The sequence below is a fragment of the Gordonia spumicola genome, assembly GCF_009932475.1.
In the GTDB taxonomy this organism is placed as follows: domain Bacteria; phylum Actinomycetota; class Actinomycetes; order Mycobacteriales; family Mycobacteriaceae; genus Gordonia; species Gordonia spumicola.
In genome coordinates this window covers 303,184-327,620 of the sequence record NZ_BJOV01000003.1, presented here as the reverse complement: position 1 = coordinate 327,620, position 24,437 = coordinate 303,184, and the positions used below count along the sequence as shown (strand labels likewise).

The 24,437-nt window shown below is 69.1% G+C and carries 24 protein-coding genes and 1 tRNA gene; 12 read left to right on the top strand and 13 right to left on the bottom strand.

Going from position 1 to position 24,437, the window contains the following annotated elements:
* The first annotated feature begins 18 nt into the window (after positions 1–18).
* Entirely contained in the window at positions 19–462 is a 444-nt protein-coding gene (locus tag GYB83_RS07595; protein WP_161894923.1) for a nitroreductase/quinone reductase family protein, read from the top strand.
* Between the two features lie 136 nt (positions 463–598).
* Positions 599–874 carry a hypothetical protein gene (locus GYB83_RS07590; RefSeq protein ID WP_161894922.1) on the top strand — a complete coding sequence of 92 codons (276 nt, stop codon included), beginning with the start codon at positions 599–601 and terminating at the stop codon, positions 872–874.
* Positions 875–890: 16 nt separating this feature from the next.
* Here GYB83_RS07590 and GYB83_RS07585 read toward each other — a convergent pair whose 3' ends face one another.
* Genes GYB83_RS07585 through GYB83_RS07575 form a run of 3 tightly spaced genes read right to left on the bottom strand, consistent with a single transcriptional unit; the run spans position 891 to position 3,544 of the window.
* Positions 891–1,928 carry an oxygenase MpaB family protein gene (locus tag GYB83_RS07585; RefSeq protein ID WP_161894921.1) on the bottom strand — a complete coding sequence of 346 codons (1,038 nt, stop codon included), beginning with the start codon at positions 1,926–1,928 and terminating at the stop codon, positions 891–893.
* Positions 1,929–1,982: 54 nt separating this feature from the next.
* Positions 1,983–2,861, bottom strand: a complete 879-nt coding sequence (locus GYB83_RS07580) for a 5-oxoprolinase subunit C family protein (protein WP_267130320.1) — start codon at positions 2,859–2,861, stop codon at positions 1,983–1,985.
* Positions 2,858–3,544, bottom strand: coding sequence for a carboxyltransferase domain-containing protein (locus GYB83_RS07575; RefSeq protein ID WP_161894920.1), 687 nt, complete (start codon positions 3,542–3,544; stop codon positions 2,858–2,860). The genes GYB83_RS07580 and GYB83_RS07575 overlap by 4 nt, the downstream gene beginning before the upstream one ends.
* 171 nt (positions 3,545–3,715) lie before the next feature.
* Between GYB83_RS07575 and GYB83_RS07570 the strand changes: the two genes are divergently transcribed.
* The 3 genes from GYB83_RS07570 (at position 3,716) to GYB83_RS07560 (ending at position 6,231) form a co-directional block, all read left to right on the top strand.
* Positions 3,716–5,026, top strand: coding sequence for a citrate synthase (locus tag GYB83_RS07570; RefSeq protein WP_161894919.1), 1,311 nt, complete (start codon positions 3,716–3,718; stop codon positions 5,024–5,026).
* Between the two features lie 3 nt (positions 5,027–5,029).
* Entirely contained in the window at positions 5,030–5,395 is a 366-nt protein-coding gene (locus GYB83_RS07565; RefSeq protein WP_161894918.1) for an FKBP-type peptidyl-prolyl cis-trans isomerase, read from the top strand.
* 104 nt (positions 5,396–5,499) lie between these two features.
* Positions 5,500–6,231: an enoyl-CoA hydratase gene (locus tag GYB83_RS07560; protein ID WP_161894917.1), complete on the top strand. Its 732-nt coding sequence runs from the start codon at positions 5,500–5,502 to the stop codon at positions 6,229–6,231.
* Positions 6,232–6,265: 34 nt separating this feature from the next.
* On the opposite strand, the gene GYB83_RS07555 is transcribed toward GYB83_RS07560, so the two are convergent.
* The gene (locus GYB83_RS07555; protein WP_186349738.1) at positions 6,266–7,588 is read right to left on the bottom strand and encodes a D-arabinono-1,4-lactone oxidase; all 1,323 of its coding nucleotides are present in this window, start codon (positions 7,586–7,588) and stop codon (positions 6,266–6,268) included.
* The gene (locus tag GYB83_RS07550; protein ID WP_161894915.1) at positions 7,585–8,829 is read right to left on the bottom strand and encodes an alanine racemase; all 1,245 of its coding nucleotides are present in this window, start codon (positions 8,827–8,829) and stop codon (positions 7,585–7,587) included. The genes GYB83_RS07555 and GYB83_RS07550 overlap by 4 nt, the downstream gene beginning before the upstream one ends.
* A gap of 124 nt (positions 8,830–8,953) precedes the next feature.
* Between GYB83_RS07550 and GYB83_RS07545 the strand changes: the two genes are divergently transcribed.
* From GYB83_RS07545 to GYB83_RS07535, 3 genes are read left to right on the top strand one after another with little or no spacing between them, the layout of a single operon-like run.
* Positions 8,954–10,051: an MBL fold metallo-hydrolase gene (locus GYB83_RS07545; RefSeq protein ID WP_228461286.1), complete on the top strand. Its 1,098-nt coding sequence runs from the start codon at positions 8,954–8,956 to the stop codon at positions 10,049–10,051.
* On the top strand, positions 10,048–12,549 hold the full coding sequence (locus tag GYB83_RS07540; protein WP_161894914.1) for an HAD-IC family P-type ATPase: 2,502 nt from the start codon (positions 10,048–10,050) through the stop codon (positions 12,547–12,549). The genes GYB83_RS07545 and GYB83_RS07540 overlap by 4 nt, the downstream gene beginning before the upstream one ends.
* Positions 12,550–12,569: 20 nt before the next feature.
* Positions 12,570–12,743 carry an antitoxin gene (locus tag GYB83_RS07535; protein ID WP_161894913.1) on the top strand — a complete coding sequence of 58 codons (174 nt, stop codon included), beginning with the start codon at positions 12,570–12,572 and terminating at the stop codon, positions 12,741–12,743.
* A gap of 16 nt (positions 12,744–12,759) precedes the next feature.
* Here the strand turns inward: GYB83_RS07535 and GYB83_RS07530 are convergent, their stop codons facing one another.
* Complete coding sequence (locus GYB83_RS07530) at positions 12,760–13,341, bottom strand: DNA-3-methyladenine glycosylase (RefSeq protein WP_161894912.1); 582 nt, start codon at positions 13,339–13,341, stop codon at positions 12,760–12,762.
* On the opposite strand from GYB83_RS07530, the gene GYB83_RS07525 reads away from it, so the two are divergent.
* Together GYB83_RS07525 and GYB83_RS07520 are read left to right on the top strand one after the other, a co-directional pair.
* Complete coding sequence (locus GYB83_RS07525) at positions 13,319–13,756, top strand: type II toxin-antitoxin system Rv0910 family toxin (RefSeq protein ID WP_161894911.1); 438 nt, start codon at positions 13,319–13,321, stop codon at positions 13,754–13,756. The genes GYB83_RS07530 and GYB83_RS07525 overlap by 23 nt on opposite strands.
* A 94-nt stretch (positions 13,757–13,850) precedes the next feature.
* Positions 13,851–14,687, top strand: a complete 837-nt coding sequence (locus tag GYB83_RS07520; protein ID WP_161894910.1) for a putative endonuclease domain-containing protein — start codon at positions 13,851–13,853, stop codon at positions 14,685–14,687.
* Positions 14,688–14,719: 32 nt separating this feature from the next.
* Here GYB83_RS07520 and GYB83_RS07515 read toward each other — a convergent pair whose 3' ends face one another.
* The 5 genes from GYB83_RS07515 to GYB83_RS07495 all read right to left on the bottom strand — a co-directional run bounded on the left by GYB83_RS07515 (position 14,720) and on the right by GYB83_RS07495 (position 21,696).
* Entirely contained in the window at positions 14,720–15,391 is a 672-nt protein-coding gene (locus GYB83_RS07515; protein WP_161894909.1) for a hypothetical protein, read from the bottom strand.
* The gene (locus GYB83_RS07510; RefSeq protein ID WP_161894908.1) at positions 15,388–16,398 is read right to left on the bottom strand and encodes a hypothetical protein; all 1,011 of its coding nucleotides are present in this window, start codon (positions 16,396–16,398) and stop codon (positions 15,388–15,390) included. The genes GYB83_RS07515 and GYB83_RS07510 overlap by 4 nt, the downstream gene beginning before the upstream one ends.
* Before the next feature lie 83 nt (positions 16,399–16,481).
* Positions 16,482–17,009, bottom strand: a complete 528-nt coding sequence (locus GYB83_RS07505; protein ID WP_161894907.1) for a hypothetical protein — start codon at positions 17,007–17,009, stop codon at positions 16,482–16,484.
* 158 nt (positions 17,010–17,167) lie between these two features.
* Positions 17,168–20,368 (bottom strand): DUF7824 domain-containing protein, encoded by a 3,201-nt coding sequence (locus GYB83_RS07500; RefSeq protein ID WP_161894906.1) that lies wholly within the window; start codon positions 20,366–20,368, stop codon positions 17,168–17,170.
* Positions 20,365–21,696, bottom strand: coding sequence for an SWIM zinc finger family protein (locus GYB83_RS07495; protein WP_161894905.1), 1,332 nt, complete (start codon positions 21,694–21,696; stop codon positions 20,365–20,367). Before GYB83_RS07495 ends, GYB83_RS07500 begins: the two co-directional genes overlap by 4 nt.
* Positions 21,697–21,832: 136 nt before the next feature.
* Between GYB83_RS07495 and GYB83_RS07490 the strand changes: the two genes are divergently transcribed.
* Together GYB83_RS07490 and cobF are read left to right on the top strand one after the other, a co-directional pair.
* Positions 21,833–21,905 (top strand) — tRNA-Arg (locus tag GYB83_RS07490).
* A gap of 1 nt (position 21,906) precedes the next feature.
* Entirely contained in the window at positions 21,907–22,674 is a 768-nt protein-coding gene (cobF, locus tag GYB83_RS07485; RefSeq protein ID WP_161894904.1) for a precorrin-6A synthase (deacetylating), read from the top strand.
* 9 nt (positions 22,675–22,683) lie between these two features.
* Here the strand turns inward: cobF and GYB83_RS23840 are convergent, their stop codons facing one another.
* Together GYB83_RS23840 and GYB83_RS07475 are read right to left on the bottom strand one after the other, a co-directional pair.
* Positions 22,684–23,604 (bottom strand): DUF4189 domain-containing protein, encoded by a 921-nt coding sequence (locus GYB83_RS23840; protein ID WP_161894903.1) that lies wholly within the window; start codon positions 23,602–23,604, stop codon positions 22,684–22,686.
* Between the two features lie 77 nt (positions 23,605–23,681).
* Positions 23,682–24,422, bottom strand: coding sequence for a 3'(2'),5'-bisphosphate nucleotidase CysQ (locus GYB83_RS07475; RefSeq protein ID WP_161894902.1), 741 nt, complete (start codon positions 24,420–24,422; stop codon positions 23,682–23,684).
* Positions 24,423–24,437: the final 15 nt, after the last annotated feature.

Below are 24,437 nucleotides of genomic sequence, written 5' to 3'. Positions count from 1 at the left end.
TCTGTGCACAATGGTCACATGAATTTCGCTGACACCACGGCCTCGGCCGGAGCCTGGATTCTCGAGAACGGTCACCGCACGCTTCTCGCGATAACCGGTGGGCGATTCCCGAAGAAGCTCCTCGGCATGGAGACCCTCGAACTCCACACCGTCGGCCGCAAGTCCGGACAACGACGGTCGACCATGCTCACCGCACCGATCTACTCGGCGGACAAGATCGTCGTCGTCGCGTCCAAGGGCGGCCACTCCGACGATCCGGACTGGTTCAAGAACCTGGCCGCCGACCCCGACGTCGAAGTGACGGTCGACGACGTCACCACCACGTGGACCGCGCATCGCGCCGATCCCGCGGAGAAGGCGGCCCTCTGGCCGACGATCGTGAAGGCCAATCCCGGCTATGACGGTTATCAGAAGAAGACCGACAGGGACATCCCGGTCGTCGTCCTCACTCCGCGGAGTTGAGCGCTCTGTCGCAGGTCGTCGACCTGACCCGAAGCGTGCCGTCGTTCTGTCGGCATTCCCCGTCGGCAGTTCCGCTTCGTCTGATTTGATGGCGGTTGGTCGCACGACTCCGGCGACCACGTCGTGGGGAGTTGAAATGACGTCAGAGGCCGACGCCGACGGCAACCGAAAACAGCATGCGAATGCGGCTCTCTTTCGACACCCGTTGTGGATCGTAGGCAGAGTCGTGGACGTCGTGTCGAGTGTGTTTGTGCTGGCTGCGATCGTGGGCGCGATTGTGGCTGTCGCCAGCGGTGTGATCGAAGGCTTGATAGGGGCGGCTGGGTCGATCGCGGTGGCGGCACTGCTTCGGTGGTGGGGCAATAAGTTCAACACGCTCGCCCGCGAAGGGGTTGCCGCCGAATATTCGTAGAGGCCGCCGAATGAACTCACGCATCAGGCGTTGATTCCCGCTCATGGTCTGACAATTGGCGGGAATCGATTTCGGTAGCGGGAATCCGATCGCCGGTCTCGTTGGGCTGCCAGGGGAGATTCGCGCGGCGGGCGGCGGTGACGGGGCAGTAGTGGATGGGGTTGTTCTGCTCGTCGCCCGTGGGCAGGTTGCGTGCGGGAGTCTCCAGCAGGGGAGCGTCGACGGCCACCCGCCCGGTGAGTCGGTCGTCGGCGTCGCGGGCGCGGGGATGGCGACGGTAGCGCGGCGGGACGAGTCTCATGCCGACGTTCACGGCCTTGCCGAACAGCTCGAACCGCTTCTGATCGCGCGGGGACCAGGTCAGGCCCATCATCTCGCGGACGGGTTCGTCGTATAGACCCGTGGTGATCCACAGGAACATCTTCTGAACGACGAGGACCTGCCGCTTCCACAGCCAGCCCGGCATCCACGCCGCGGCCCACGGCGGCGGAGGCAGCACGGTGATGTCGAGGACCGTTCGGACCGCCTCATGGTCGCGCAGCACGTGGCGGCACATGTGGTCCCAGTAGTCGAGGAACTCCTCGTACGTGTCCGGGCAGGGACGCATGCTGACGCCGTAGGCGGCGTACCAGTTGCGCGACTCGTCGAACAGCCTGCGCTTGTCGGCCTCGGATATCGGCGGTCCGAACGCCTCGGCGCAGCGGATGTTGCCGTACCAGAAGGTGGCGTGCGCCCAGTAGAAGACGTCCGGGTCGAGCGCGTGGTAGCGCCCGCCGTCCGCCATCGTCCCCTTGATGGTGCGGTGATAGTCGCGGACCTGAGCCCCGGTCTCCGGCGTCTGGTCGAAGACGACGCCGCTGATCGGGTACAGCGACCGCATCAGCCGTTCCCAGCGTTCGCCGAAGAAGTCCGAGTGGTCCCAGACGCCCGCGGCGAGCTTCGGGTGCATGTTCTGCATCGATCCCGACCACAAGCCCATGAGCATGCCGCGCCAGTCGCCGAAGTAGCGCCAGGTCACCGATTCGGGCCCGAGAGGGGGCAACACCTCAGTCATGAGACGAAACTCTAGATGCGTCTCAAGTGTTTCGCAACGAACGCCTGATGCCCGTCAGGCGACGACGAATCGCACCGCGTCGCCGGTCGTCAGCTGTGCGGCCTTCGACAGCGATGCGGGCGTCAGGACCGCGACCACCGGATATCCGCCGGTCACGGGATGGTCGGGCAGGAAGATCACCGGTTGGCCGCTGGGCGGGACCTGGACCCCGCCGAGCGGCACTCCCTCGGATCTCAGTTCGGGCACGTCGCGGTGAGCCAACGGGGGCTCCGTCGAGCCGGCCGGTCGGTCGAGCCGGATTCCGATCCGGTTCGACGCCGGGTTCACCTGCCACCGACTGATCACCAGCTGTCCGGGATCGACGAGCCTGTCGGCCCTCGGCCCCGGACGCACCGACAGCACGACGGCGGGTTCGGCGAGCGGTGCGGGAGGGGGTGCGAGCATGACGGCGGGCCAGTCGTCCGCGAGGTCGCCGACCGGCAGCACGTCCTTGACGCGCAGCGGATCGGGGCCGAGGCCCGACAGGGTGTCGGTGGACCGTGAGCCCAACTCGGGCGCCGCGTCGAACCCGCCGCGGACCGCCACGTAGTTGCGGCATCCGCGGCGCGGCGACGTCACCGACAACGACTGCCCGTTCCGGAGAGGTATCGCCGAGTGGCTGCCGACGTCGTGGCCGTCGACCCTGACACGAGTCCCCGGTCCGGTGACCGCGACCATCGCGGTCCCGTGCACGCGGGCCGAGAATCCGCCGAGCGTCACCTCGATGCACGCCGCGTCCGGTCGATTGCCGACGAGGCGGTTCGCGAGACCGAACGCGTCCCGGTCGGCCGCGCCCGATCGGGGGACGCCGAGGTGCGCCATGCCGGGACGTCCAAGGTCCTGCACGGTGGCGAGCGGACCGGTGGAGCACACGGTGAATTCGGCAGGGGTCACCCGATCACCTCCTCGGCGCGGCAGAACCGCACCCTCACTCCCGCCGACAGGACCGCGGGCGGGGTGGCCGACGAGTCCCACAACACGGTGTCGGTGACACCGAGCAGCTGCCACCCGCCGGGGCTCGCCCGCGGGTAGACGGCCGCGTACCCGGCGCCGACGGCGACCGACCCGGCGGGCACGGCCGACCGGGACTCGTCCCGCCTGCCGATTCTGCCGAGCAGTTCCGTGTGCGACGGGTCGCTGCCGTCCTCCGGCACGAGATAGCCGAATCCCGGCGCGAATCCGATGAACTGCACGGTCCATGTGACGTGGGTGTGCGCTTCGATCAGCCGATCGACGCTGCAGTCGGCGAGGGCCGCGGCGGACGCCAGGTCGACGCCGTCGTATGTCACCGGAATGAGCACCGCCGACCTGACTTCGTCCGCCGCGTCGTCGTCGACCCCGCGGTGAGCGAGCAGATCGTGGACCACGCGGCGTACGCCGAGCTCGTTCAACCCCGTCCCGGGGGGAGCCTCGACGAGGACCGTCTCCGCGCAGGCCACGACGTCCGAGACGGCGAGGACGCCCAGGTCGGAGGCCTCCCGCAGGGCGTCGGCGACCCGCGCCGCCATCCACGACGGACGGTCGTGGGAACGGAAGTCGAGAAGGAGGCCGTCGTCCCCCGCAGGTCGCTCACGCATGCGATCACGCTACTGGGCGCGTAGGCCCTACAAGCAGGTATGAGTAAGCTGAGCGAGCGCACGCGATGAGTCTCGTGGTGATCCTCCGGGGACCCTCGTCGGGCGACTGAGTCGAAAGACGACTAGGTTGTTACCCAACAACTGCTCACCCGCGATTGCTAAGGGGTTTGTGTGTCCGTGGAGAATGGCGCCGCCGAACAGCAGAACGGTACTTTCACCTACCCCGGTGGAAAGATCGACCTGCCCATTCTGAAGGCTTCGGAAGGCAGTGACTCGGTCGCACTGGGCTCGTTCCTGTCGCAGACCGGGATGACGACCTTCGACGGAGGCTTCGTCAACACCGCGTCGACCAAGTCGGCGATCACCTACATCGACGGCGACCAGGGCATCCTGCGTTACCGCGGCTACCCGATCGACCAGCTCGCCGAGAAGTCGACGTTCATCGAGGTCAGCTACCTGCTCATCTACGGTGAGCTCCCGACGCCGTCGCAGCTCGACGACTTCACCAACCGCATCCAGCGACACACTCTCCTGCACGAAGACCTCAAGCGCTTCTTCGACGGCTTCCCGCGCAACGCGCACCCGATGCCCGTCGTCTCGTCCGCGGTGAACGCGTTGAGCGCCTACTACCAGGACTCGCTCGATCCGAAGGATCCCGAGCAGGTGGAGTTGGCGACCATCCGCCTCCTCGCCAAGCTCCCGACGATCGCGGCCTACGCGTACAAGAAGTCGCAGGGCCAGCCGTTCCTGTACCCGGACAACTCGCTGAGCCTGGTCGAGAACTTCCTCCGCATGACGTTCGGCTTCCCCGCAGAGCCGTACGAGGTGAACCCGGACGTCGCCAAGGCGCTCGACATGCTGTTCATCCTCCACGCCGACCACGAGCAGAACTGCTCGACGTCGACGGTGCGTCTCGTCGGCTCGTCGCAGGCCAACCTGTTCACGTCCATCTCGGGCGGCATCAACGCCCTGTGGGGCCCGCTGCACGGCGGAGCCAACCAGGCAGTCCTCGAGATGCTCGACGACATCCGCGCTTCCGGCGGCGACACCAAGGCCTTCATGACCAAGGTGAAGAACAAGGAAGACGGCGTGAAGCTCATGGGCTTCGGTCACCGCGTCTACAAGAACTACGATCCGCGCGCCGCGATCGTCAAGAAGACGGCCGACTCGATCCTCGAGACCCTCGGCGTCCAGGACGACCTCCTCGACATCGCGAAGGGCCTCGAAGAAGTCGCCCTCAGCGACGACTACTTCATCGAGCGCAAGCTGTACCCGAACGTCGACTTCTACACCGGCGTCATCTACCGCGCGATGGGCTTCCCGACGCGCATGTTCACGGTGCTGTTCGCGCTGGGCCGCCTGCCCGGCTGGATCGCCCACTGGCGTGAGATGCACGCCGACCCGACCACCAAGATCGGTCGCCCGCGTCAGCTGTACACCGGCTACACCGAGCGCGACTACCAGTCGATGGGAGATCGCTGAATCATGGCCGACAACACCAAGCCCGAGGTCGAGTTCCCGGAAGGCCCCGCCCCGGCGGAGCTGCAGATCACCGACATCATCGTCGGCGACGGCGCGGAAGCACAGCGCGGCGGCATGGTCGACGTCCACTACGTGGGTGTCGAGTTCGAGACCGGTGAGGAGTTCGACTCGTCGTGGGACCGCGGCCAGTCGGCCAACTTCCCGCTCGACGCGCTGATCCCCGGCTGGCAGGAGGGCATCCCGGGCATGAAGGTCGGCGGACGTCGCCGCCTCGTCGTCCCGCCGCAGCTGGCGTACGGCCCCGCGGGCGCGGGCCACCGCCTCTCCGGCAAGACGCTGATCTTCGTGATCGACCTGCTCGGCGCATAGCTTTACCGATCACCCCTCGACTGCGCTCGGATTCCCGAGTGCAGTCGAGGGGTTTTCTCGTATCCGGTCACAAAACCCTCGGCGGTTGTCTGTACTCTGCCGACATGATCGTGAGCACCTCAGACGGACATGTGACGACCATCGAGCTGGCGCGTGAGGCCAAGCGCAACGCGCTCGACTACGACATGCTGCGCGACTTGTCGCAGGCGTTCACCGACGCCGTCGACGCGGGGGTGCGCGCCATCGTGTTGACGGGCAGGGGGAGCGTGTTCAGCGCGGGAGCCGACCTGTCGGGACCCGTCTACGACCCGGAGTTCCCGGAGCGGCTGGTCTCGGTGATCGCCCAGATCGAGTCGACTCCGGTGCCGGTGATCGCCGCGGTCAACGGTCCCGCGCTCGGCGGTGGCCTGCAGCTCGCGATGGCCGCGGATCTGAGGATCATGGCCCCGGGGTCGGTCGCGGGCATCCCGGCCGCCAAGATCGGCGTCGCGCTGGACGAGTGGACCATCAAGAGGCTCGTCTCGCTCGTCGGCGGCGGCCAGGCGCGCGGCATGCTGCTCGGCTGCGACCCGTTGACCGCGGACCGTGCCTATACGCTCGGCTTCGCCAACCGCATCGGCGACCTCGCCGACGCGCAGCACTGGGCCGCCACGATCGCAGGCTTCGCGCCGCTCACGCTGCGCCACTACAAGATGGTGCTGACCGGCGACGGAGCCCGAGACGACGCGCCCGCCGACCGGCATGCCGCCATGCTCGCCGCGTGGATGAGCGACGATGTGAAAGAGGCGCGCGCCGCCCGCGAGGGCAAGCGCGCGCCGAACTTCCAAGGGAAGTAGCCGCCCGCCCCGCTCGCTCAAGGAGCGGCTGCACTCAGCTGCCGAGGACCTGCGTCAGGTAGGGGTTGGTGAAGACGCGCTGCGGGTCGAAGCGGTCACGGACTTCGAGGAAGTCGTCGAAGCGCGGGTACACGGAGCGGAAGTAGTCGGCGTCGCGCGTGTGCATCTTGCCCCAGTGCGGGCGTCCGGCGTGCGCCGTCATGATGTCTTCGACGTCCTTGAAGTACGCCTCGGAGGAGGCGACGTCGTCGCCGGAGAAGCGATGGACGGCGATGTATCCGGATGCGCGACCGGAGGCCGTCGACATCATCAGATCGTCGGGGGCCGCGGCCCGGACCTCGATCGGGAAGCTCACCTTGTGGCCGCGGCTGTCGATCATCGCCCGGACCTCGCGGAGGACGTCGGGCACGGCCTCGAGCGGGACGGCGTACTCCATCTCGCGGAAGCGGACGTCGCGGTCGGAGATGAAGATCTTGTCCGACCGGTCGGTGTAGGTGCGCGAGGAGAGGGCGCGTCCGACGATCTGGTTGATCGACGGCACGAACCGCGGCGACCGCGCGCCGACCTTGCAGAGTGCGCCGAGCAGCTTGTTCGAGAGCAGCTCGTCGTCGATGTAGCGACGCAGGTCGCTCGGGCCGTCGGACGGGGTGTTCCGCGGCAGGCGCGTGTTGGTCTTCACGAGCGTCTTGGTGGTGTGGGGGAACCAGTAGAACTCGTAGTGGTCGACGTTCTCGACCCGCTCGAGGAACGTGGAGAAGGTCTCGTCGACCTCGCCGGGGCCCTCCTCGGCGCGGATGGAGAACGCGTCGACGCACTGGAGGGTGATCTCGGTGAGCACACCGAGCGAACCGAGGCCGAGGGCCGCGGCCTTCAGATCGGGGTCGTCCTCGCCGATGGTGCGGACCGTGCCGGTGCCGTCGACGAGCTTGACGCCGCGGATCTGCGTGGCGATGCCGCCGAACCCGCCGCCGGTGCCGTGGGTTCCGGTGGACGTGGCGCCGGAGATCGTCTGCTTGTCGATGTCGCCGAGATTGGTCATGCCGAGGCCGAGCGGTTCGAGGATCGCCGGGATCTCGTGCAGGTGTGTGCCCGCCGCGAGGGTCACGCGCTTGCGGTCGGCGTCGACGCTGATCAGGCCGCGGATGCCCGACATCTTGACCTGGACGCCGGGTGCGACGGCGATCTCGGTGAAGCTGTGGCCCGCACCCACGGGCTTGACCACCTGGCCGTTCTCGGCGGCGCGACGGATCGCGTCGGCGAGCTCGTCGACGCTCTGCGGGGTGATGAGCTCCGTCGGGGTGCACCGGGCGGTGCCGCCCCAGTTGGTCCACGTCGCTGCTGCGGTCGTCTGGCTCACAGGAAGCACTTCCCTTCTCCACGGTAGGTCGGTACGACGTCAACGACGTCGGCGGTCCCACTGCTGTCACGTTTGATCAAAGCTACGCGAGCGGCACGTTCTGCCACCTCGCCCGATTTGGTGTGGCGGAACCACACTCGATCGCCGACGGCGAGGCCGCGGGCGGCTGCTCCGGAGAGCGGTGTCTGCACTTCACCGGCCGATTCGGTGCCGATGTACTCCAGCCCCTCGGGCCACACCGGCTTGGGGAGGCGGTCGAGGGCGGGCGGGCCGGAGGCGATCCAGCCGCCGCCCGCACATGTCACGATTTCGTCGTCGGGACGGCGCAGAACGTCGAGTCCGAAGCTCATCGCGGGGGCCGGACGGAAGTGGCGGTAGTTGTCGAAGAGGTGCCCGCCGAACAGTCCGGAGCCCGCCGCGATGTCGGTGACGGACGCGTCCTTGGCCGTCTCCTCGAGCGATCCGGTGCCGCCGGCGTTGACGAACTCGAGGTCGGCGATCTCGCGGAGTGCGGTGATCACCTTGCCGCGGCGGTGCCGGATCTCGGTCATCGACACGGCCTGGATGGCGGTGACCGCGGTGTTCATCGCGAGCTTGCCGTCGACGTGGTTGCCGAGTCCGGCGACCTGCGCCTCGTACGACATGACGCCGACGAGTGCGAACCCGTCGCGTCCGACGATCGCTCGGGCGAGGGCGGTCGCCTGCTCCACCGAGTGGACGGGCGAGCGCCGGACGCCGAGATGCACCCGCCCGCCGACGGCGCGGAGTGACGCGTCGAGGTCGATCGCGATCCGGACGGTCGGCCGCGTGGTCGGTGCCGCGACGGCGTCGATGAGGTCGAGCTGGGCGACGTCGTCGACGAGGAGTGTCACGCGCTTGCAGGCGAGCTCGTCGGCGAACAGTGTGGCGAGCGCCTCACGCTTGGCCGTCGGGTAGCCGAGGAGGACGTCGTTCACACCCGACTCGGTGGCGAGCCAGTGGGCTTCGGCGACGTCGAAGGCGAGCACGCCGGCGTAGCCGTCGCGAGAGAGGACGTCGTCGATGATCGACCGCACGCGCAGTGACTTGGACGCCACGCGGATCGGCACGCCCGCGGCGCGTCGTCGCAGGTCGGCGATGTTGTGTTCGAGGAGGTCGAGGTCGAGTGCGAGGACGGGGGAGTCGAGTCCGGCGCGCTTGACGGCGTCGTCGATCGCGGCCCAGTCGGGCCGTGCGGTGTCGACCGCGGGTGTGTCTGTCACGGGTTTCTCGCCTTCGGGTGAACCAGAGTTGATCGATCGATCGACTGCTGTTCACTACAGCATAGGACATAGTCGCCCGGAATTGTGTCGGGGACCACGCGCGCCGCACGATTACGCTGGTCGGGTGACCTTCACTTCAGCTGTCCGACGCCTCCCGCAACCCGCTCCGCTGCGTGCGATGGGCGCGTCCGCGGAGGCCATCGCCGCATCCACCGCCGGCTCGCCGAATCTGGTGGGAGGCGTGTTCGCGAACGTCGAACCGGTGCCGGACTCCGAGGGGCCGGGTCCGGCGGTGTTCGTCGACATGCTGCGCAGGCCCGGCAAGCCGACCGGCGTCCTGCCGGTCCTGCGTCCCGCATTCGCCGACGCGCCCGCCGGTCTCACGATCACCTGGTTGGGACACGCGACGGCGGTCGTCGACATCGACGGCGTCCGGATCCTGCTCGACCCGGTGCTGAGCGCCCGCTGCTCGCCGTCGCAGCTGGTCGGCCCCAAACGCCTGCACACGGTCCCGGTCGCGGCGGCCGACCTGCCGCCGATCGACGTCGTCCTGCTCTCGCACGACCACTACGACCACCTCGACCACCCGACGATCACCACGATCGCCGCGAGCCAGCCGAACGCTCGGTTCGTCGCGCCGATCGGCGTCGACGCGCACCTGGAGGCCTGGGGTGTGGCGCGGGCCCGCATCCACACCGCCGACTGGAGGGGATCGGTGGAGTTGACTGTCCGCGGCGTGACGCTCACGTTCGGTTGCGAACGGGCCCGCCACTTCTCCGGACGCGGATTCACCCGCAACGACACGCTGTGGGCGAGCTGGGCCGTCGTCGGGCCCGCGCACTCGTTCTTCTTCTCCGGCGACACCGGCTTCACCGATGCGTACCGCGAGGTCGGCGAGCGGTACGACACCTTCGACGCGACGCTCATCGCGATCGGCGCGTACGACGTCCTGTGGCCCGACATCCACCTGAACCCTGAGGAGGGCGTGACCGTTCACGGGCTCGTCAACGGCGGCGGCCGCGACAGTCTCCTGATCCCCATCCACTGGGGTACGTTCAACCTGGCGCGGCATTCGTGGGGCGATCCGATCGCTCGGCTGCTGCCCGCGGCGTCGGCCGCCGGGATTGACGTGTGCGTCCCCCGGCCGGGCGCCACCCTCGACGTGGACGCCCGCGTCGGCACGGCCTTCGACGACCCGACCTGGTGGGAGCGCTACGCATGAGCATGACGACCGATCGTCTGCCCGGACTGACAGCCGCGGAGGTCGCCGAGCGCGTCGCCGCGGGTCAGTCCAACACGATGCCCGACAAGTCGGGGCGCAGCGTCGCCGACATCGTGAAGGCGAACGTCTTCACCCGTATCAACGCGATCCTCGGCGTGCTGTTCGCGATCGTCGCGTTCACCGGATCGTTCATCAACGGTCTCTTCGGCCTGTTGATCATCGCGAACAGCGGCATCGGCATCATCCAGGAGATCCGCGCCAAGAAGACCCTGGACCGCCTGGCGATCGTCGGCCAGACGCGGCCCGTGGTCCGCAGGGACGGTGTCGCCACCGAGGTGTCGCCCGACGACGTCGTCCTCGGCGACATCATCGAGCTCGGCCCGGGCGACCAGATCGTCGTCGACGGCGAGGCCGTCGAGTCGGAGGCGTTGGACATCGACGAGTCGCTGCTGACCGGCGAGGCCGACGCGGTCGACAAGTCGGTCGGCGATCAGATCATGTCGGGCAGCTTCGTGGTGTCGGGGTCGGGCGCCTACCGGGCGACGAAGGTCGGAGCCGACGCCTACGCCGCGCAACTCGCCGCCGAGGCGAGCAAGTTCACCCTCGTGTCGTCGGAGCTGCGGTCGGGCATCGACCAGATCCTGAAGGTGATCACCTGGCTGCTGATCCCCGCGGGCATACTGACGATCGTCAACCAGCTGTTCATCAGCCAGAACGGACTGCGGACCGCACTGCTCGGCATGGTCGCCGCGCTCGTCCCGATGGTCCCCGAGGGCCTCGTGCTGATGACCTCGATCGCGTTCGCCGTCGGCGTCGTTCGTCTCGGCCGCCGCCAGTGCCTCGTCAACGAGCTGCCCGCCATCGAGGGTCTGGCGCGCGTGGACGTCGTGTGCACCGACAAGACGGGCACCCTCACCGAGAACGGCATGCGGCTCTCGGAGATCCGCGTGGTGTCCGACACGGTCTCCGAGGAGGCCGTGCAGACGGCGATGGCCGCGCTCGCGGCGGCCGATCCGCGACCCAACGCGTCGATCCAGGCCGTCGCCGAGGCGTATCCGGACGCCCCGGGGTGGTCGACGTCGGCGATCCTGCCGTTCAGCTCGGCCAACAAGTTCTCCGGCATCTCGTTCGTCGACGCCGACGGCTCTGATCGCGGCAACTGGCTGATCGGTGCGCCCGACGTCCTGCTCGACCCGGAGTCGGAGATCGCCCGCCTCGCGTCCGACCTCGGCTCCACAGGTCTGCGCATCCTGCTCGTCGCCACGTGCGACGCTCTCGTCGACACCGTGCCCGCGGACGGATCGAACCTGCCGGGCGCGATCACGCCGGTCGGCCTGATCGTCCTGGAACAGCGGGTTCGGCCCGATGCCCGCGACACCCTCGAGTACTTCGGTTCGCAGAACGTGGCCGTGAAGGTGATCTCCGGCGACAACGCGCTGTCGGTCGGCGCCGTCGCGGCGTCGCTCGGGCTCGGCACTCCGGAGCAGGCGGTCGATGCGCGCACACTGCCGACCGACCCGGCCGAACTGGCTCAGGTGGTGTCGGACGGCGACGCCTTCGGCCGCGTCCGACCGGACCAGAAGCGCGCGATGGTGAAGTCGCTGCAGGGCGAAGGGCACACCGTCGCGATGACCGGGGACGGCGTCAACGACGTCCTGGCGCTCAAGGACTCCGACATCGGCGTCGCGATGGGCGCCGGTTCGTCCGCCGCCCGCTCGGTGGCCCAGATCGTGTTGCTGGACAACAAGTTCGCCACACTGCCGTACGTGGTCGGCGAGGGACGACGCGTCATCGGCAACATCGAGCGCGTCTCCAACCTGTTCCTGACGAAGACCGTGTACGCGGTGTTGCTCGCTCTGCTCGTCGGCCTTGGCGGCCTGGCCGCGAAGGCCTTCGACCTGGCGCCGATCAGCTACCCGTTCCAGCCGATCCACGTGACGATCTCGGCGTGGTTCACGATCGGCATCCCCGCGTTCGTCCTGTCCCTGGCCCCGAACAACGAGCGGGCCCGAACCGGATTCGTCCGACGGGTGCTGACCCAGGCGGTGCCGAACGGCATCATCATCGGTATATCGACGTTCGTCTGCTTCCTGCTGGTGAACCGCGACTACACGGGCGCCCTCGCCGGCTACACGGGCAACGTGCTGTTGTCGCCCGCCGACACGGCGGCCGCCGTCGCCGGAGCGTCGCAGACGATCGGCGCCCAGCAGACGCAGGCCGCCACGGCGGCCTTGGCGACGATGATCGCGATCGCCGTCTACGTCCTCGCGGTCGTCGCCCGCCCGTACACGTGGTGGAAGTTCGTCCTCGTCGGAGTGTCGGTCGCCGCGTACGTGCTGATCTTCACGCTGCCGTTCAGTCAGCACATGTTCCACCTCGACTCGTCGAACACCGGCATGATGGCGATCGCCGGAGTGTGTGCCGTCGTCGGATGCGCCGCTGTGGAAGTGAGCACACGTCTCCTCAAAGCGACGCTCGATCGCCGCGCGGGAGCCTGACCGGGGCTAAGATTGCCGACATGGATCTCAAGGGAATCGTTGACAAGGCCAAGGACGCACTGCAGTCCAACCCCGATCTCATCGAGAAGGGCGGCGACATGATCGACAAGGCGACCGGCAACAAGTACGCGTCGCAGGTCGACAAGGCTCAGGACGCGGCGCGCAAGGCCGTCGGAGCTCCCGAGAAGAAGTGACCCGAGACTGATCGACTCAGCGCGGAGCCTTCGGGTGCCGGCGGTACGCCGACACCGACGGGTCTCCGCCGATCCAATAGCGCCACGGCCGGTCCGCGGCCAGGCGCACACCCACACGCGGTCCGGCGAGAATCTCGCCGGACCGCTCGTGCGTCGGGCGCAGGTGCACGCCGTCCGTCCGCGTCACGTCGGTTCCGAGGTCGGTCTTCGTGATGCCGAGGGCCCTGGTCAGATTCCCGGGTCCACGGCCGAGCAGGTGATCGGCGACGTGGCCGCGCCGTTCCCGTGCCAGGTCGAGGCCGTCGACGATGCGTCCGGCGCGGATCAGGACGGCGGAGCCTTGTCCTTCGGGGCTGGTCACGATGTTCGCGCAGTGGTGGCCGTGCATCTGATACACGTACAGGCGCATCGGCGGCCCGAACATGATCTCCGACCGCGGTGTCCGCGTGTACGCGTGCGACGCCGGGTCGTCCGGCCCGTTGTACGCCTCCACTTCGGTGATCAACGCCGACACTCCGTGGCCGACGATGATCCGGTTGAGAAGGGCGCGCGCGTCGGCGCATACGCTAGGGCTCATGGCAAAGACCAGTGACTCCATTCACCTCGACCTTTCGCCCGAGGATACCTTCGCCGCGGCGGCGGACCTCTCCCGCTATGACGACTGGCTCGTCTTGCACGACGGCTGGCGAAGCCCGCTCCCGACCGCGGACGAACTGGGCAAGGGCACCCAGGTGTCGTCCGTCGTCAGTGTTAAAGGCGCGCGCGTCCGCTTCGCGTGGGAGATCGAGAAGTTCGACCGCCCCCGCGAAGTGGTCCTCAAGGGCGCGGGCAAGGGCGGCGTGAAGGCCAAGATCAACCTGACCGTCGCGCCCGACGGCGACGGCTCGCGGATCACCTTCCTCATCGACCTCGGTGGACTCCCGCTCATGGGGCCCGTCGGCAAGGCCGCCGCTGCCGCCGTCAAGGGCGATATCGGCACGTCGCTGGAGAAGTTCGCCGCGCTCTTCGCCTGACGTCGACGTTCGGGTGTGGTTTTCGGTCGGTATAGCGCCAAGAACTACACTCCAACTGTCCACAGGGGCTGTGGACAACGGAGTTCCCCTGTGGGTGCGCGTGTATCCCGGCGTCTACATAACTCATGCCGGACCGATCGGGTGGCGGCAACGGGCGTGGGCCGCGGTGCTTGACGCCGCGCCCGCCGCGGTGAGCCACGAGTCGGCGCTTCGCGCACACCGCGGCGACGGGCAGGTCGGCGACGGCGCACCGATCCATATCGCGGTGTGCGCGCATCGGAAGGTGACGCGGCGGCCGGGGGTGGTCGTGCATCGTCGGGCGACGTTCGCCGAGGACGTGCAGGCGGTGTCACTGCCCCGGATCCGGCTCGAGGAGGCGATTCTGGACGTCGCTTCGTCGGCGCGGACCGTCGTCGCGGCGGTCGGTTGTCTGAGCGAGTGGATCGGCGGACGCCGTACGACGGCGGACCGTCTGATCGGCGCGCTGTCACGACGAGCCCGCATTCCGCAGCGGGCGCTCATCCACGACTTGCTCGGTGATCTCCGAGACGGCGCCTGCTCTGTTCTCGAGCACAGCTACTTTCTGAACGTCGAACGCGCACACGGGCTTCCGACGCCTGTCCGGCAGTCTCCGACGGAGGCGGGACGCCACGGGTTCCGGGATCTCACGTACCCGCAGTGGGGACTCGTCATCGAACTCGACGGGCGGGCGTTCCACGACAGCCCAGCCGACCGAGACCGCGACATGGAGCGGGACCTCGACGCCGCAGTCGACGGTGGCCTGGCGACTCTCCGCGCGGGATGGGGCCAAGGGTGCGTCCGCCCCTGTCAGACCGCAGTCAAGGTCGGCAGGCTCCTGAACCGACTCGGCTGGACGGATCGCGCCCACCCATGCGGCAAGCCAGATTGCGCCGCCCGGTTTCAGGTGTAGTTCTCGGTAGCCATAGCGTCAAGAACTACACCTCAGGCGACGGAGACCGTGATGGTGCCGGAGAACGTGCAGATCGCGGCGCCCGCGGGGTAGGAGACGGACAGGAGCGGCGTCCACGTGACGAGTTCGGCGAGCCCTGACGTGCTCGTCATGACCACCTGAGGTGAACCGAGGTTCTGGTTCGACTTCGGGTACATGTACAGGCCCCCCGCGGGTGCGGTCGCCGAGTAGGTGACGGCGCTCGCGGGGATCGTCATCGCGGGACAGGAGAAGCCGTTCGACGACGCGGTCGCCGTCCACGACCCTCCGCCGCCCGATGCCACGGTGACGAGGGGGAGGCTGCCGCCCGCGCTCGACGCGCCGGGCACGATCGTTCCGTATCCGCCCGTGCTCACCGACAACCCGCTGGCCGCGAGCGTCGTGACGCCCGCGCGGGAGCGGGGCTTCGGCGTCGTCGCCGACGCGCTCGACGTCGGCGACGCTTCGGTCGTCTCGGCTCCGGTCTCGGTCGTCGCGGTCGTCGACGGTTCAGCGCTCGTCGTCGGCGTCTCGGACGTCGTCGGTGCCGGTTCGTCGGTCGTCGACGACGTCGTCGGCGTGACGGATTCGCTCGTGGCCGGTTCGGCGAACGCGGCGGGTGTGTTCACCGCGAGGATCGCAGCCGTCGCGGCCGACACGCACGCGATGACGGTTCGTCGGTTCACTGGTCCGCGCTCCGGGCCGCGCGCCGCCGCCGGTAGAGGAACGCCCCCAGGCCCGCGGCGGCGAGGACGACGATGATCGTCACGACGAGCGGCATCGTGATCGAGCGGGACGCGGGTCCGGAGTCGGCGGGAGCGGTGAACGTCACCGACTGATCCTTCGTGTGCTTGTGAACGCCGCTCGCGAGGGAGACGGACGCGCTCCACGGGCCGTCGGGAAGCTGCGCCGAGTTCGGGACGGTGAACACGACGTCCGACGACTCGCCGGGCGGGATGGTGACGCCGGTGGACCCGACCTTTCCGGCCGTCAGGTCGCCGGGACCGTGGGTGAGCTTGAGATCGCCGCTGATGTCGACCGCTCGACCACCGGTGTTGGTGACCTTCGCCCTCACCGTCGCCCGGCCGTCGTCGGTCCGGGAACCGGTCACGGCGTCGATCGAGAAGTCGGACGGCGGGCCGTTGCCGGGCCCCACCGAGAGGTACACGCGGACGCCGACACGAGATTCGGCTCCGATGCCGCCGTTCTCGCCGGGTGTGGTCAGCGAAGCCCAGACGACGGCGTACTGCTCCATCTCGGGAGCATCGGCCGGGACCGCGATGGTGACGGTCACCTTGGCGTCCTCGTGGTCGTCGAGCGTGAGGGTCGGCTTGTCGACATGGATCCACGATGTCAGCGCGCTGGTCGCGCCCGGTTCGTCGAACATGAACGTGCCGTCGGTGATGCGGGCCGGGCCCGCGTACATCTTGACGGTCGCGCGATGGCCGGTGTTGTTGGTGACCTGCACGCGCCGAGTGATGGTGGATCCCGGCTTCATGTTGTCGACGATGTAGAGCTTGGCTCGGGGGTCGTCTTTGGCCTTCGCGGGGACGTCGACCAGTCGGATGCCGATGGAACCGGCCGGGGTCCCGTCCTCGGGTTCCGCCGCGACTCGAGGCGCGACGCAGGCGCCGACGGCGAGCACGGCTACGAGCGCCGCGAGGATCATCCGAGCGAAGGTCAGTGGGCGCATGATGGGACTTTCTGATGGGGTGGCCGGGGTGCGCGAACGCACCCCGGCCGGTAGATGCCTGGATGCCGTGGGCAGGCGAGAGGTCAGGCGACGGAGACGGTGATCGTGCCGGTGTACGAGCCGATGGACGCGCCGCCGGGGAAGTCCACATTCAGTGCGGGCGACCAGGTTGCGATCTCGAGCGGCCAGGTCAGGCCGGAACGGGTGACGATGGCCTTGGCGCTGCCGAGAGTCTGGGCTCCGGTCGACGCCAGCGTTCCGCCGCCGACCTTGCCGACGACAGCGTTGGCGGTGTACGTGACAGCCGTCTTGGGGATCGTCTGATCCGGTCCGACGAAGTCGGTCGACGACGCCGTGGCGGTCCACGCGCGCGGCGAGCCGTTGCGGTTGTCGGTGACCGAGACTGTCGGCAGTCCGCCGCTGGCGCCGGTGCCGTTCACATTCGGGACGATGGTGCCGAGCGGACCGGCCGTGATCGACAGGTCACCGCCCTGGCCCGCGACGACGAATGTGACGTCGGTGCTCGCGGACGGCGCCGCATGTGCCGTCGCAGGCAGCACGGTGCCTGCGGCCGCGGCCAACACGGCTGCGGCGATGAGTGTTTTACGCATGAAGATGAGACCTCTTCTCGGGCTCGGGTGTGCGTGCACACCGTGGGAGGGACCTCGGTTGCGACCCCTGTTACCCGACAGCCGAGGTGAGAGAAGTGTGATCCGCGACTCGGCGGAGTCCAAGTGCGGTCGTCAGGTCAGGCACAGATCAAACGGCATTACACCCGAATCCGGTCGAGGAGGGCCCGCGCTTTCGTCACGGCGGTCGACTTCGATGCGGCGCCCGCGAGGACGTCGGCTCCCCGCCAGGTCGACGCCTCCGCGGGGGCGAGGCCGCGGGCGACGGCCTCGTCGAGGTGCGGGGCGACGGTCTGCGCGACGTCGAGCACACGATTGACCCACTTCGGGATCGGTCCACCGTCGCGCACGATGTCGGCGGCGTGGCGGACGGATTCGGTGAGCATCGGCCACAGGGCGGGGAGGGTCCGCGGTTCGTGCTCGATCACCCGGACCATGCGCGCCGGGCTGATCACCGGATGCTGCAGCAGCATCCGCATCGCGAGTCGCACGGCGTCGGCGTGGAGGACACCGCCGAGCGCGGACGACGCGACGCTCCACTTCGCATCTTCCGTCTCGTTGACGAGCTTCGCGAGGACCACCGCGGTCATCGACACGGTCACCGGCGACGCCGCGCGATCGGCCCGATCCCGCGACGTGGCCTCCGCGATCGCGTGGCCGTCCCAATACAGCCACGAGTGCCCGTTCGCCTGGCACTGGCCCTCGTTCTCGATGTCGTACGTCCATCCCTTCCTGACCTCGAACACCCGGTCGGGAAGATGCTCGAACGACAGCCTGACGATCACGTGCCTGCTGCGTGCGTCGGGATCGAACCAATCGACGCTCAGCGATGCCTCGTCGTCGACGGCCGGGGCGTCGCCCGCGCCGTCGGGCCACACCTCCGACAGATCGATACGCGGGCGTTCGGACGGCGTGCTCGGCGTCGTCGCCGACGGCAACGTCGCGACGAGGGCCTTTGCGCTCGACACCGCGACCGACGATCCCGATCGCTGCGCGAGCGTCCGCAGACCGGGGACGTCGAGCGTCGACGGCTCGGCCACACCGTCGGCGACGGCGCGTCGTACCACGGGCAGCATCGATTCCATCACCTCGACGACGTCCGGCGTACCCGACAACAGGCGTTTCTCTCCGGCCGACACGGCGAGCATCGCGTCGAGGATCGGCCACACGACAGCGGTGAGCCCGCCCTCTGCGAGGTCGCGCAGCACGCAGGCGAACGCCGCCGCAGACGACAGCGAGTCGGACCAGTCGTACTTCGTGACGTCGGCGACGCCGGGCCGCAGCAGCCCGCGGTCGAACGCCTCGTACACGGCCGCCTGCCCGTCGACGACGTCCCTCGGGTGCAGGCGACGCTGGGCGGCGAGCAGGTTGATCGCGGCGCCCGGTCCGAGCGGTTCGCGGCGTCGGGCGGCCTGTCGCAGGGTCGGTCCGTTGCCGTGGTAGTCGAACTGGAACGCGACCGGGGTCATCGCGGCGTCGCCGCGCCAGTTCGGGTGCACCCAGAACTCGACGGAGTTCCCGTACTCGGATGAGAGCGGTTCGAACGGCGACAGCCAATCGGGCGTCTCGATGTCGCCGGCGTCCCAGCCTCGCCATCCGCCCGCACCGGTGCGGACGAGACCCGGATCGGGGACAGGCGAGGCGAGGGCGGCCGCGGCCGATTGTCCGGCCGTGACCGGGAGCACCGTTCCGTCGTAGGCGACGACGCCGACGCCGATGTCGGTGAAGTCGACGTCGGGACAGGCGTCGACGTCCATCCTCAGCAACGCCAGTGCGAGATCCGCCGCCGACGCGTCCACCTCGGCCTCCTGGTAGCGGAGGAGTCGTCCGCGCAGGTCGGACGGGTCGATGCGGAGGTCGTCCCAGGTGGGCTCGGACAGGACGCAGGGCAGTTCGCCGTTGCGGAGGAGCAGTTCGGCGTCGCGCCTGCGGATCACCGGCGACCACGACTGCGGGTACTTCGCCATCACCTCGGCGAGGTCGCCGTCGAGCCACGCACGGACGTTGGAGACTCCCGCGCACGCCGAGTTGGGCACCCCGGCGAGGGCGGTGCGGACGGCTTCGGCGTCGACGTGGCCGAGGGCCGCGGCGGTCGCGTGGAACCGTTCGACGACGACGTCGGCGGCGGGAGCCTCGCCGCGCTCCACCAGCAGTCGTGCGAGGTCGGTGAGGGCTTCGGGGGTGACGGGGCCGGGATCGAAGCGGGGGACCGTCCACACGTCGGGGACAGCGCGCCACACCGCGAACGACTCGGTCTCGCTCACGTCGGGCGCGTCGATCTGCCACGCCAGGGCCAGCGCGTCGAGGGGTTTCGCGAGCTGTCGGACACCCGCGACCACGTCCAGTTCGGCGAGCACGTCGTCGGCGGTCGACGGCCGGGGCCGGGCGGCGAGGGCCTCGACGACGAGTCTGCGGGTCTTGGCCTGCGGGGCGGTGATCGCGGCGGACACGACATCGGGCAGCAGATCGTCGGCGACCGCGCCGATCAGGACGGGAGCCACGCGATCGGTCACCGCGGGGACGCCTGCGGTGAGGACCGGAATGAGCGTCTCTGCCCGCTCGGCGAGGTCAGCGACCGGGACGCCGAGGTCGTCGAGCAGGAACGCGAGCCAGCCGGAGCGGTCGCCCGGCCGCACTGCGGCGTCGAGCCCGTCGAACGCCGACTCCTCGGCGAGCGCCCGATCCAGCATTCCGCGGCGGACGGCGTCGGCGAGCGCGGGGCGCATGGGGCCGGTCATCGGCACGTTCATCGCCGTCGCCGCCCGCGTGTACTCGGCGAACCGCGGGGCGATCACGTCGGTGTCGAGCCCGGCCTGGGACCAGAAGGCTGAGCGGTCGCCGGTGAGTGCGGCGTTGGCGTGGACGGCCCAGTCCTTCAGAAACTCGACGTTCGCGGGGATATCGGCTCCGGTGAGCTCGATCGCGGTGATCGCCGCGGCGCCGAAACCCGACGGGCCGTGAGTGAGTCCGCGTCGCGAGCTCACACAGCCGCGTCGGACGAACTCCGCGGCGTAGGAGGGCCCTCGATCGGCGATGAACCGCCCGAGGACGTCCGGTGGAACGTCGTAACCGAGGACGCTGACGGCGCGTCGCGCGTCGACGCCCGCGGCGATGGCGAGCAGCCCGAGCTTCGACTCGCTGCGACTGCCGATCTTCGAGACGGTCCCGTAGGTGCCGGGCGATGTCTGCGTGAACCGCGACCACGGGCCCTTCCGCAGGCCGGCGAGGAGCAGCGCGCGCTGTTCGGGGCCGGGACGTTCGGCGTCGGTGAGGGCGGAGTACGGGAGGGCTTCCCAGCCGAGTGCGTCGTAGACGGCGAGCGCGTCGTCCAGGGCGGTCATGAGGTCTCCTCGATCGTTCCGTCGCAGGTCAGGTATACCGCGAGGACGTGTTTGCACGGTCCGCGGTCGGTGCCGTGCTTCACGTACCAGGCGCAGGTGCAGCGGCTTCCGTCCACGCCGGAGGTGGGACCGAGCGACACGCGGTACCGACCCGACACCGTCCATGCGTCGTCGGATTCCGTCACGGCGGCGTCGTCGACGAGGCGTCGTGCGGCGACGAGACGGGGATTGTCCTTGGTGACTCGGTCGGGGTCGTCGGGGAGTTCGCGGTGGAACCACGCGGCGTCGTGCGCGTCCCAGCCGACGCGGCCCGACGACGCGAGGACGGCGAGGGCACCCTCGACACGTTGGGTGGGGAGGTCTGCGTCGCCGCCGAGGCGTGCGACGTCGATGGACGGTTCGAAGGCGAGGAGTGCGGAGACGAGGTCGGCGTCGTCGAGGACCGTCGGAGCCGACAGCGCCTCGAGGAGGCTGCCCTCGCCGGAGAATCCGCGCCACGGTTCTTCGGTGAGACCGAGAGACAGCCGTGCGCCTGGCAGATCGAGTTCGACGATGCACGGCGCCTCGCCGACGCCGAGCGCGTACGCCGTGAGTCCGGTCGCGTGGACGAGCAGGCGTTTGAGAGCCGAGAGCCGGTGGAGTCCGTTGATGTAGACGCCGCCGGGCGCCGGTCGCGGCGACAGTCGGGCTCCGGTCCGGTCGGGGACGAGCCAGCCGCGTTGGGGCGCGGCGGTCGCGTGGGGGAGCGACCCGAGGAACGTCCGGGTGCGGCGGCGGTCGAGCGTGAACGCGGCCACCGCGCCGCGGTGCATGCCGGCGACGTTGCCGAGCGCGCGCACCCACCGGTCGGGCATGTCGACCGGCCGTTCGTGAGCCTGCCGGTCCGGTGTCGCGACGCTGAGCCCGTCGTCGCCGATGTCGACGTGCAGGAGTTCGGTGCGCCGGACCTTGGTGAGGGCGCTGCGCATCGCCGCGTTGACGTCGACGTTGGTGGTGCCGAAACCGATATCGCCGCCGTCGAACCCGGATCCGAGCAGGTCGAGGCGGGCGTACACGCCGTTGCACGCCGAGAAGCACTCGGCGCGGAGACGGTCGCCCTGCGCCGTGAGCACCGGATCGCGCAGGTTGGACGGCGTGTACTGGAAGTAGCGGGTGGCGGTGACGTCGGCCAACACCAGCAGTCCTTGCGCGAACACCGCCGGATGCGTCGCGAATCCGTGGAAGAAGCTGGGCGACGACGTGAGCCCGCGCGGCGTCAACGCGGGCGCGAGCGCCAACCCCACACCCGCGTCGTCGGCTGTGGACGTCCCGCTGAACGAACGACTCATGGGCTCACTCTAGAAGAGGGGTACGACACCGACAGGGCGACGTCGATCGGTCGGCCGCGTCGAGTTCAACGGACCTCGACGTCTCACGTAGACTTCACCCGTCGGACGGCACGCCCCGTCGTCGCCCGGCGGTTCCGCTCTCGTAGCTCAGGGGATAGAGCACCGCTCTCCTAAAGCGGGTGTCGCAGGTTCGAATCCTGCCGGGAGCACTTGTCACGCAACAATGAGCAGACCCTGCGGGTGATCGGCATCGGCCCCGGCGGGGCGCGGCAGATCACGTTGGAGGCGGTCGACGCCATCGCCGCGACCGACGTCTTCCTGATGCTCGACAAGGGCGACCGGACGTCGGAGTTGACCGCCGTCCGCACCCGGATGCTGGACGCCCACGCCCGTCCGGATCATCGGGTGGTCGTCGTCCCCGACCCGCCGCGCGACCGGAATCCCGATGACTACGAGGCTGAGGTCCGACGCTGGCACGCGGCGCGGGTCGACGCGCTCGACTCGGCATTGGACGAGCACCTGCCCGACGGCGGGAGCGCGGGGATCCTCGTCTGGGGCGACCCCGCTCTCTACGACTCGACGCTCCGCATCACCGACCGGCTCGTCGAACGTCGCGGCGACCTCGCGATCGAGGTGATTCCGGGTGTGACCAGCGCGTCCGCGTTGACGGCCGCGCACGGAATCGTCGCGCACGGCGTCGGCGAACCGATCACGACGACCACCGGCCGCAGGCTCGCGTCGACCCCCGAGGGCGCCGACCGCAATCAGATCGTCATGCTCGACTCGTCCCTGGCCTTCCGCGAGACGGCGTCGCCGGACGACATCGTCTATTGGGCCGCCTACGTGGGTACCGAGCACCAGATCCTCGTCAGCGGACGGGTCGGCGACGTCACCGACGAGATCGTCGCCAAGCGGGCGCACGCGCGTGAACGTCTCGGCTGGATCATGGACATCTACCTGCTGCGCAAGCTCGGCTGACGATCCCGCTCAGCCGAGCGAACCGCCTGCCTGCGAATCGCCCGCGCTGGTCGTGCACTGCACGGTCAGCAGCTTCGGCTGCGAGCCCTGGACGTGCGACGTCGCCTGATCGATGGCGCCCTGCCGCGTCGTCGACCAGCCCCAGCCCCAGTACAGGTTCGTCTGCGACTGCGCGACGGCGCCACACGCATTCCAGAACGTCACGACCGTCTCGCAGGTCGACGCCGAACACTTCGACAGCGCCGCGCTGACGGCCGTGCTCTGCGTCGTGTAGTTGATGGCGTAGCCGATGTCGCCGGTGGTGCGCGACACCGCGATCGAGCCGTAGTACTTGCTCGACGAGTACGTCGTCGACGGCGGATCGTACGTGTACGACGGCGTGTATGACGGGTAGTACGACGGGTACGGATCGTACGACGACGAATACGACGGCTCCGTCGACGACGACTTCGACGCGAGGCCCGGCGACGAGTCCTTCCCGTGCAGGAACGCCCACGTGATCACGCCGCCGATCAGCAGCACGGCGGCGACGACGGCCACCCAGATGACGGCGGTGGACGAGTTCCTCGGCGGCTGGCCGCCCGGGTATTGCCCGCCGGGATACTGGCCCGGGTACTGGCCGAACTGCCCGGACGCCGGGTACTGACCGTATTGCTGCTGACCGTATTGCGGCTGTCCATAGGCCTGCTGCGGATTCTGCCCGTACTGCTGGCCCGCACCGTACGGCTGATTCGCGCCGTACTGCTGATTCGCGCCGTACTGCGGCCCGGCGCCGTACTGCTGGCCCGCGTTGTACTGGGTCGGGCCCGCGGTCGGATGCTGCTGCGTCTGGTCGTAGGCTTCCTTGCCGTACTGCTGCTGCCCGTACGGATCCTGGCCGGGATTGTTGGGATCACCGGTGGGCCACTGCGGACCGTTCGTGTCAGACATGAGTCAAGAATGGCACCGACACCCGCCCGACAACCAGAGGGATACTCTCCGCCAGTCCGATATCTCCGTCAAATGCGTCACCACGGCATGCTGAGCGCGGTCAACACGTCGGCGGCGATCTCCTGTCGACAGATCACGAAGTCGGGCATGTACGGCTGCGGATTGTTGTAGACGATGTCCCGGCCGTCCAGTCGGCTGCAGTGCAGGCCCGCGGCCAAGGCGACACCGACCGGCGCGCAGTTGTCCCACTCGTACTGGCCGCCGGAGTGCACGTAGGCGTCGGCGTCGCCCCGCACGACCGCCATCGCCTTCGCGCCTGCCGATCCGATGCGGACCTCGCTCATCCCGAGTCGATCGGCGACCGCGGCCGAATGGTACGAGTGGCCGTACCTGGAGACGGCGAGCCGGCCCGTCAGCGGCCCGTCCGCGACGGGTACGTCGTCGCTGCGGAACACCTCGCCGTAGGCGGGCAGGGACACGGCCGCGACCTCGGGGCTGCCGTCCACCGCGAGCGCGACGTGCACCGCCCAGTCGGACGTCCCCATCGAGAACTCGCTCGTCCCGTCCAGCGGGTCGATGATCCACACTCGGGACGACGACGCTCGGTCCCCGACGTCGGCGGCCTCCTCCGACAGGACGGCGTCGTGCGGGCGATGCGTCCGCAGCACCGTCGATATCCATGCCTGAGCCAAGGCGTCGCCGACGTCGCCGAGCAGCCTGCGACCCAACAGGTCGCCGTGCCGGATGCCGGTCAAGACCTCGCCCGCGCCGACCGCGATGCGGGCGGCGAGCTCGGCGTCCGACAAGCGATCAGTCATCCACTAACCAAATCA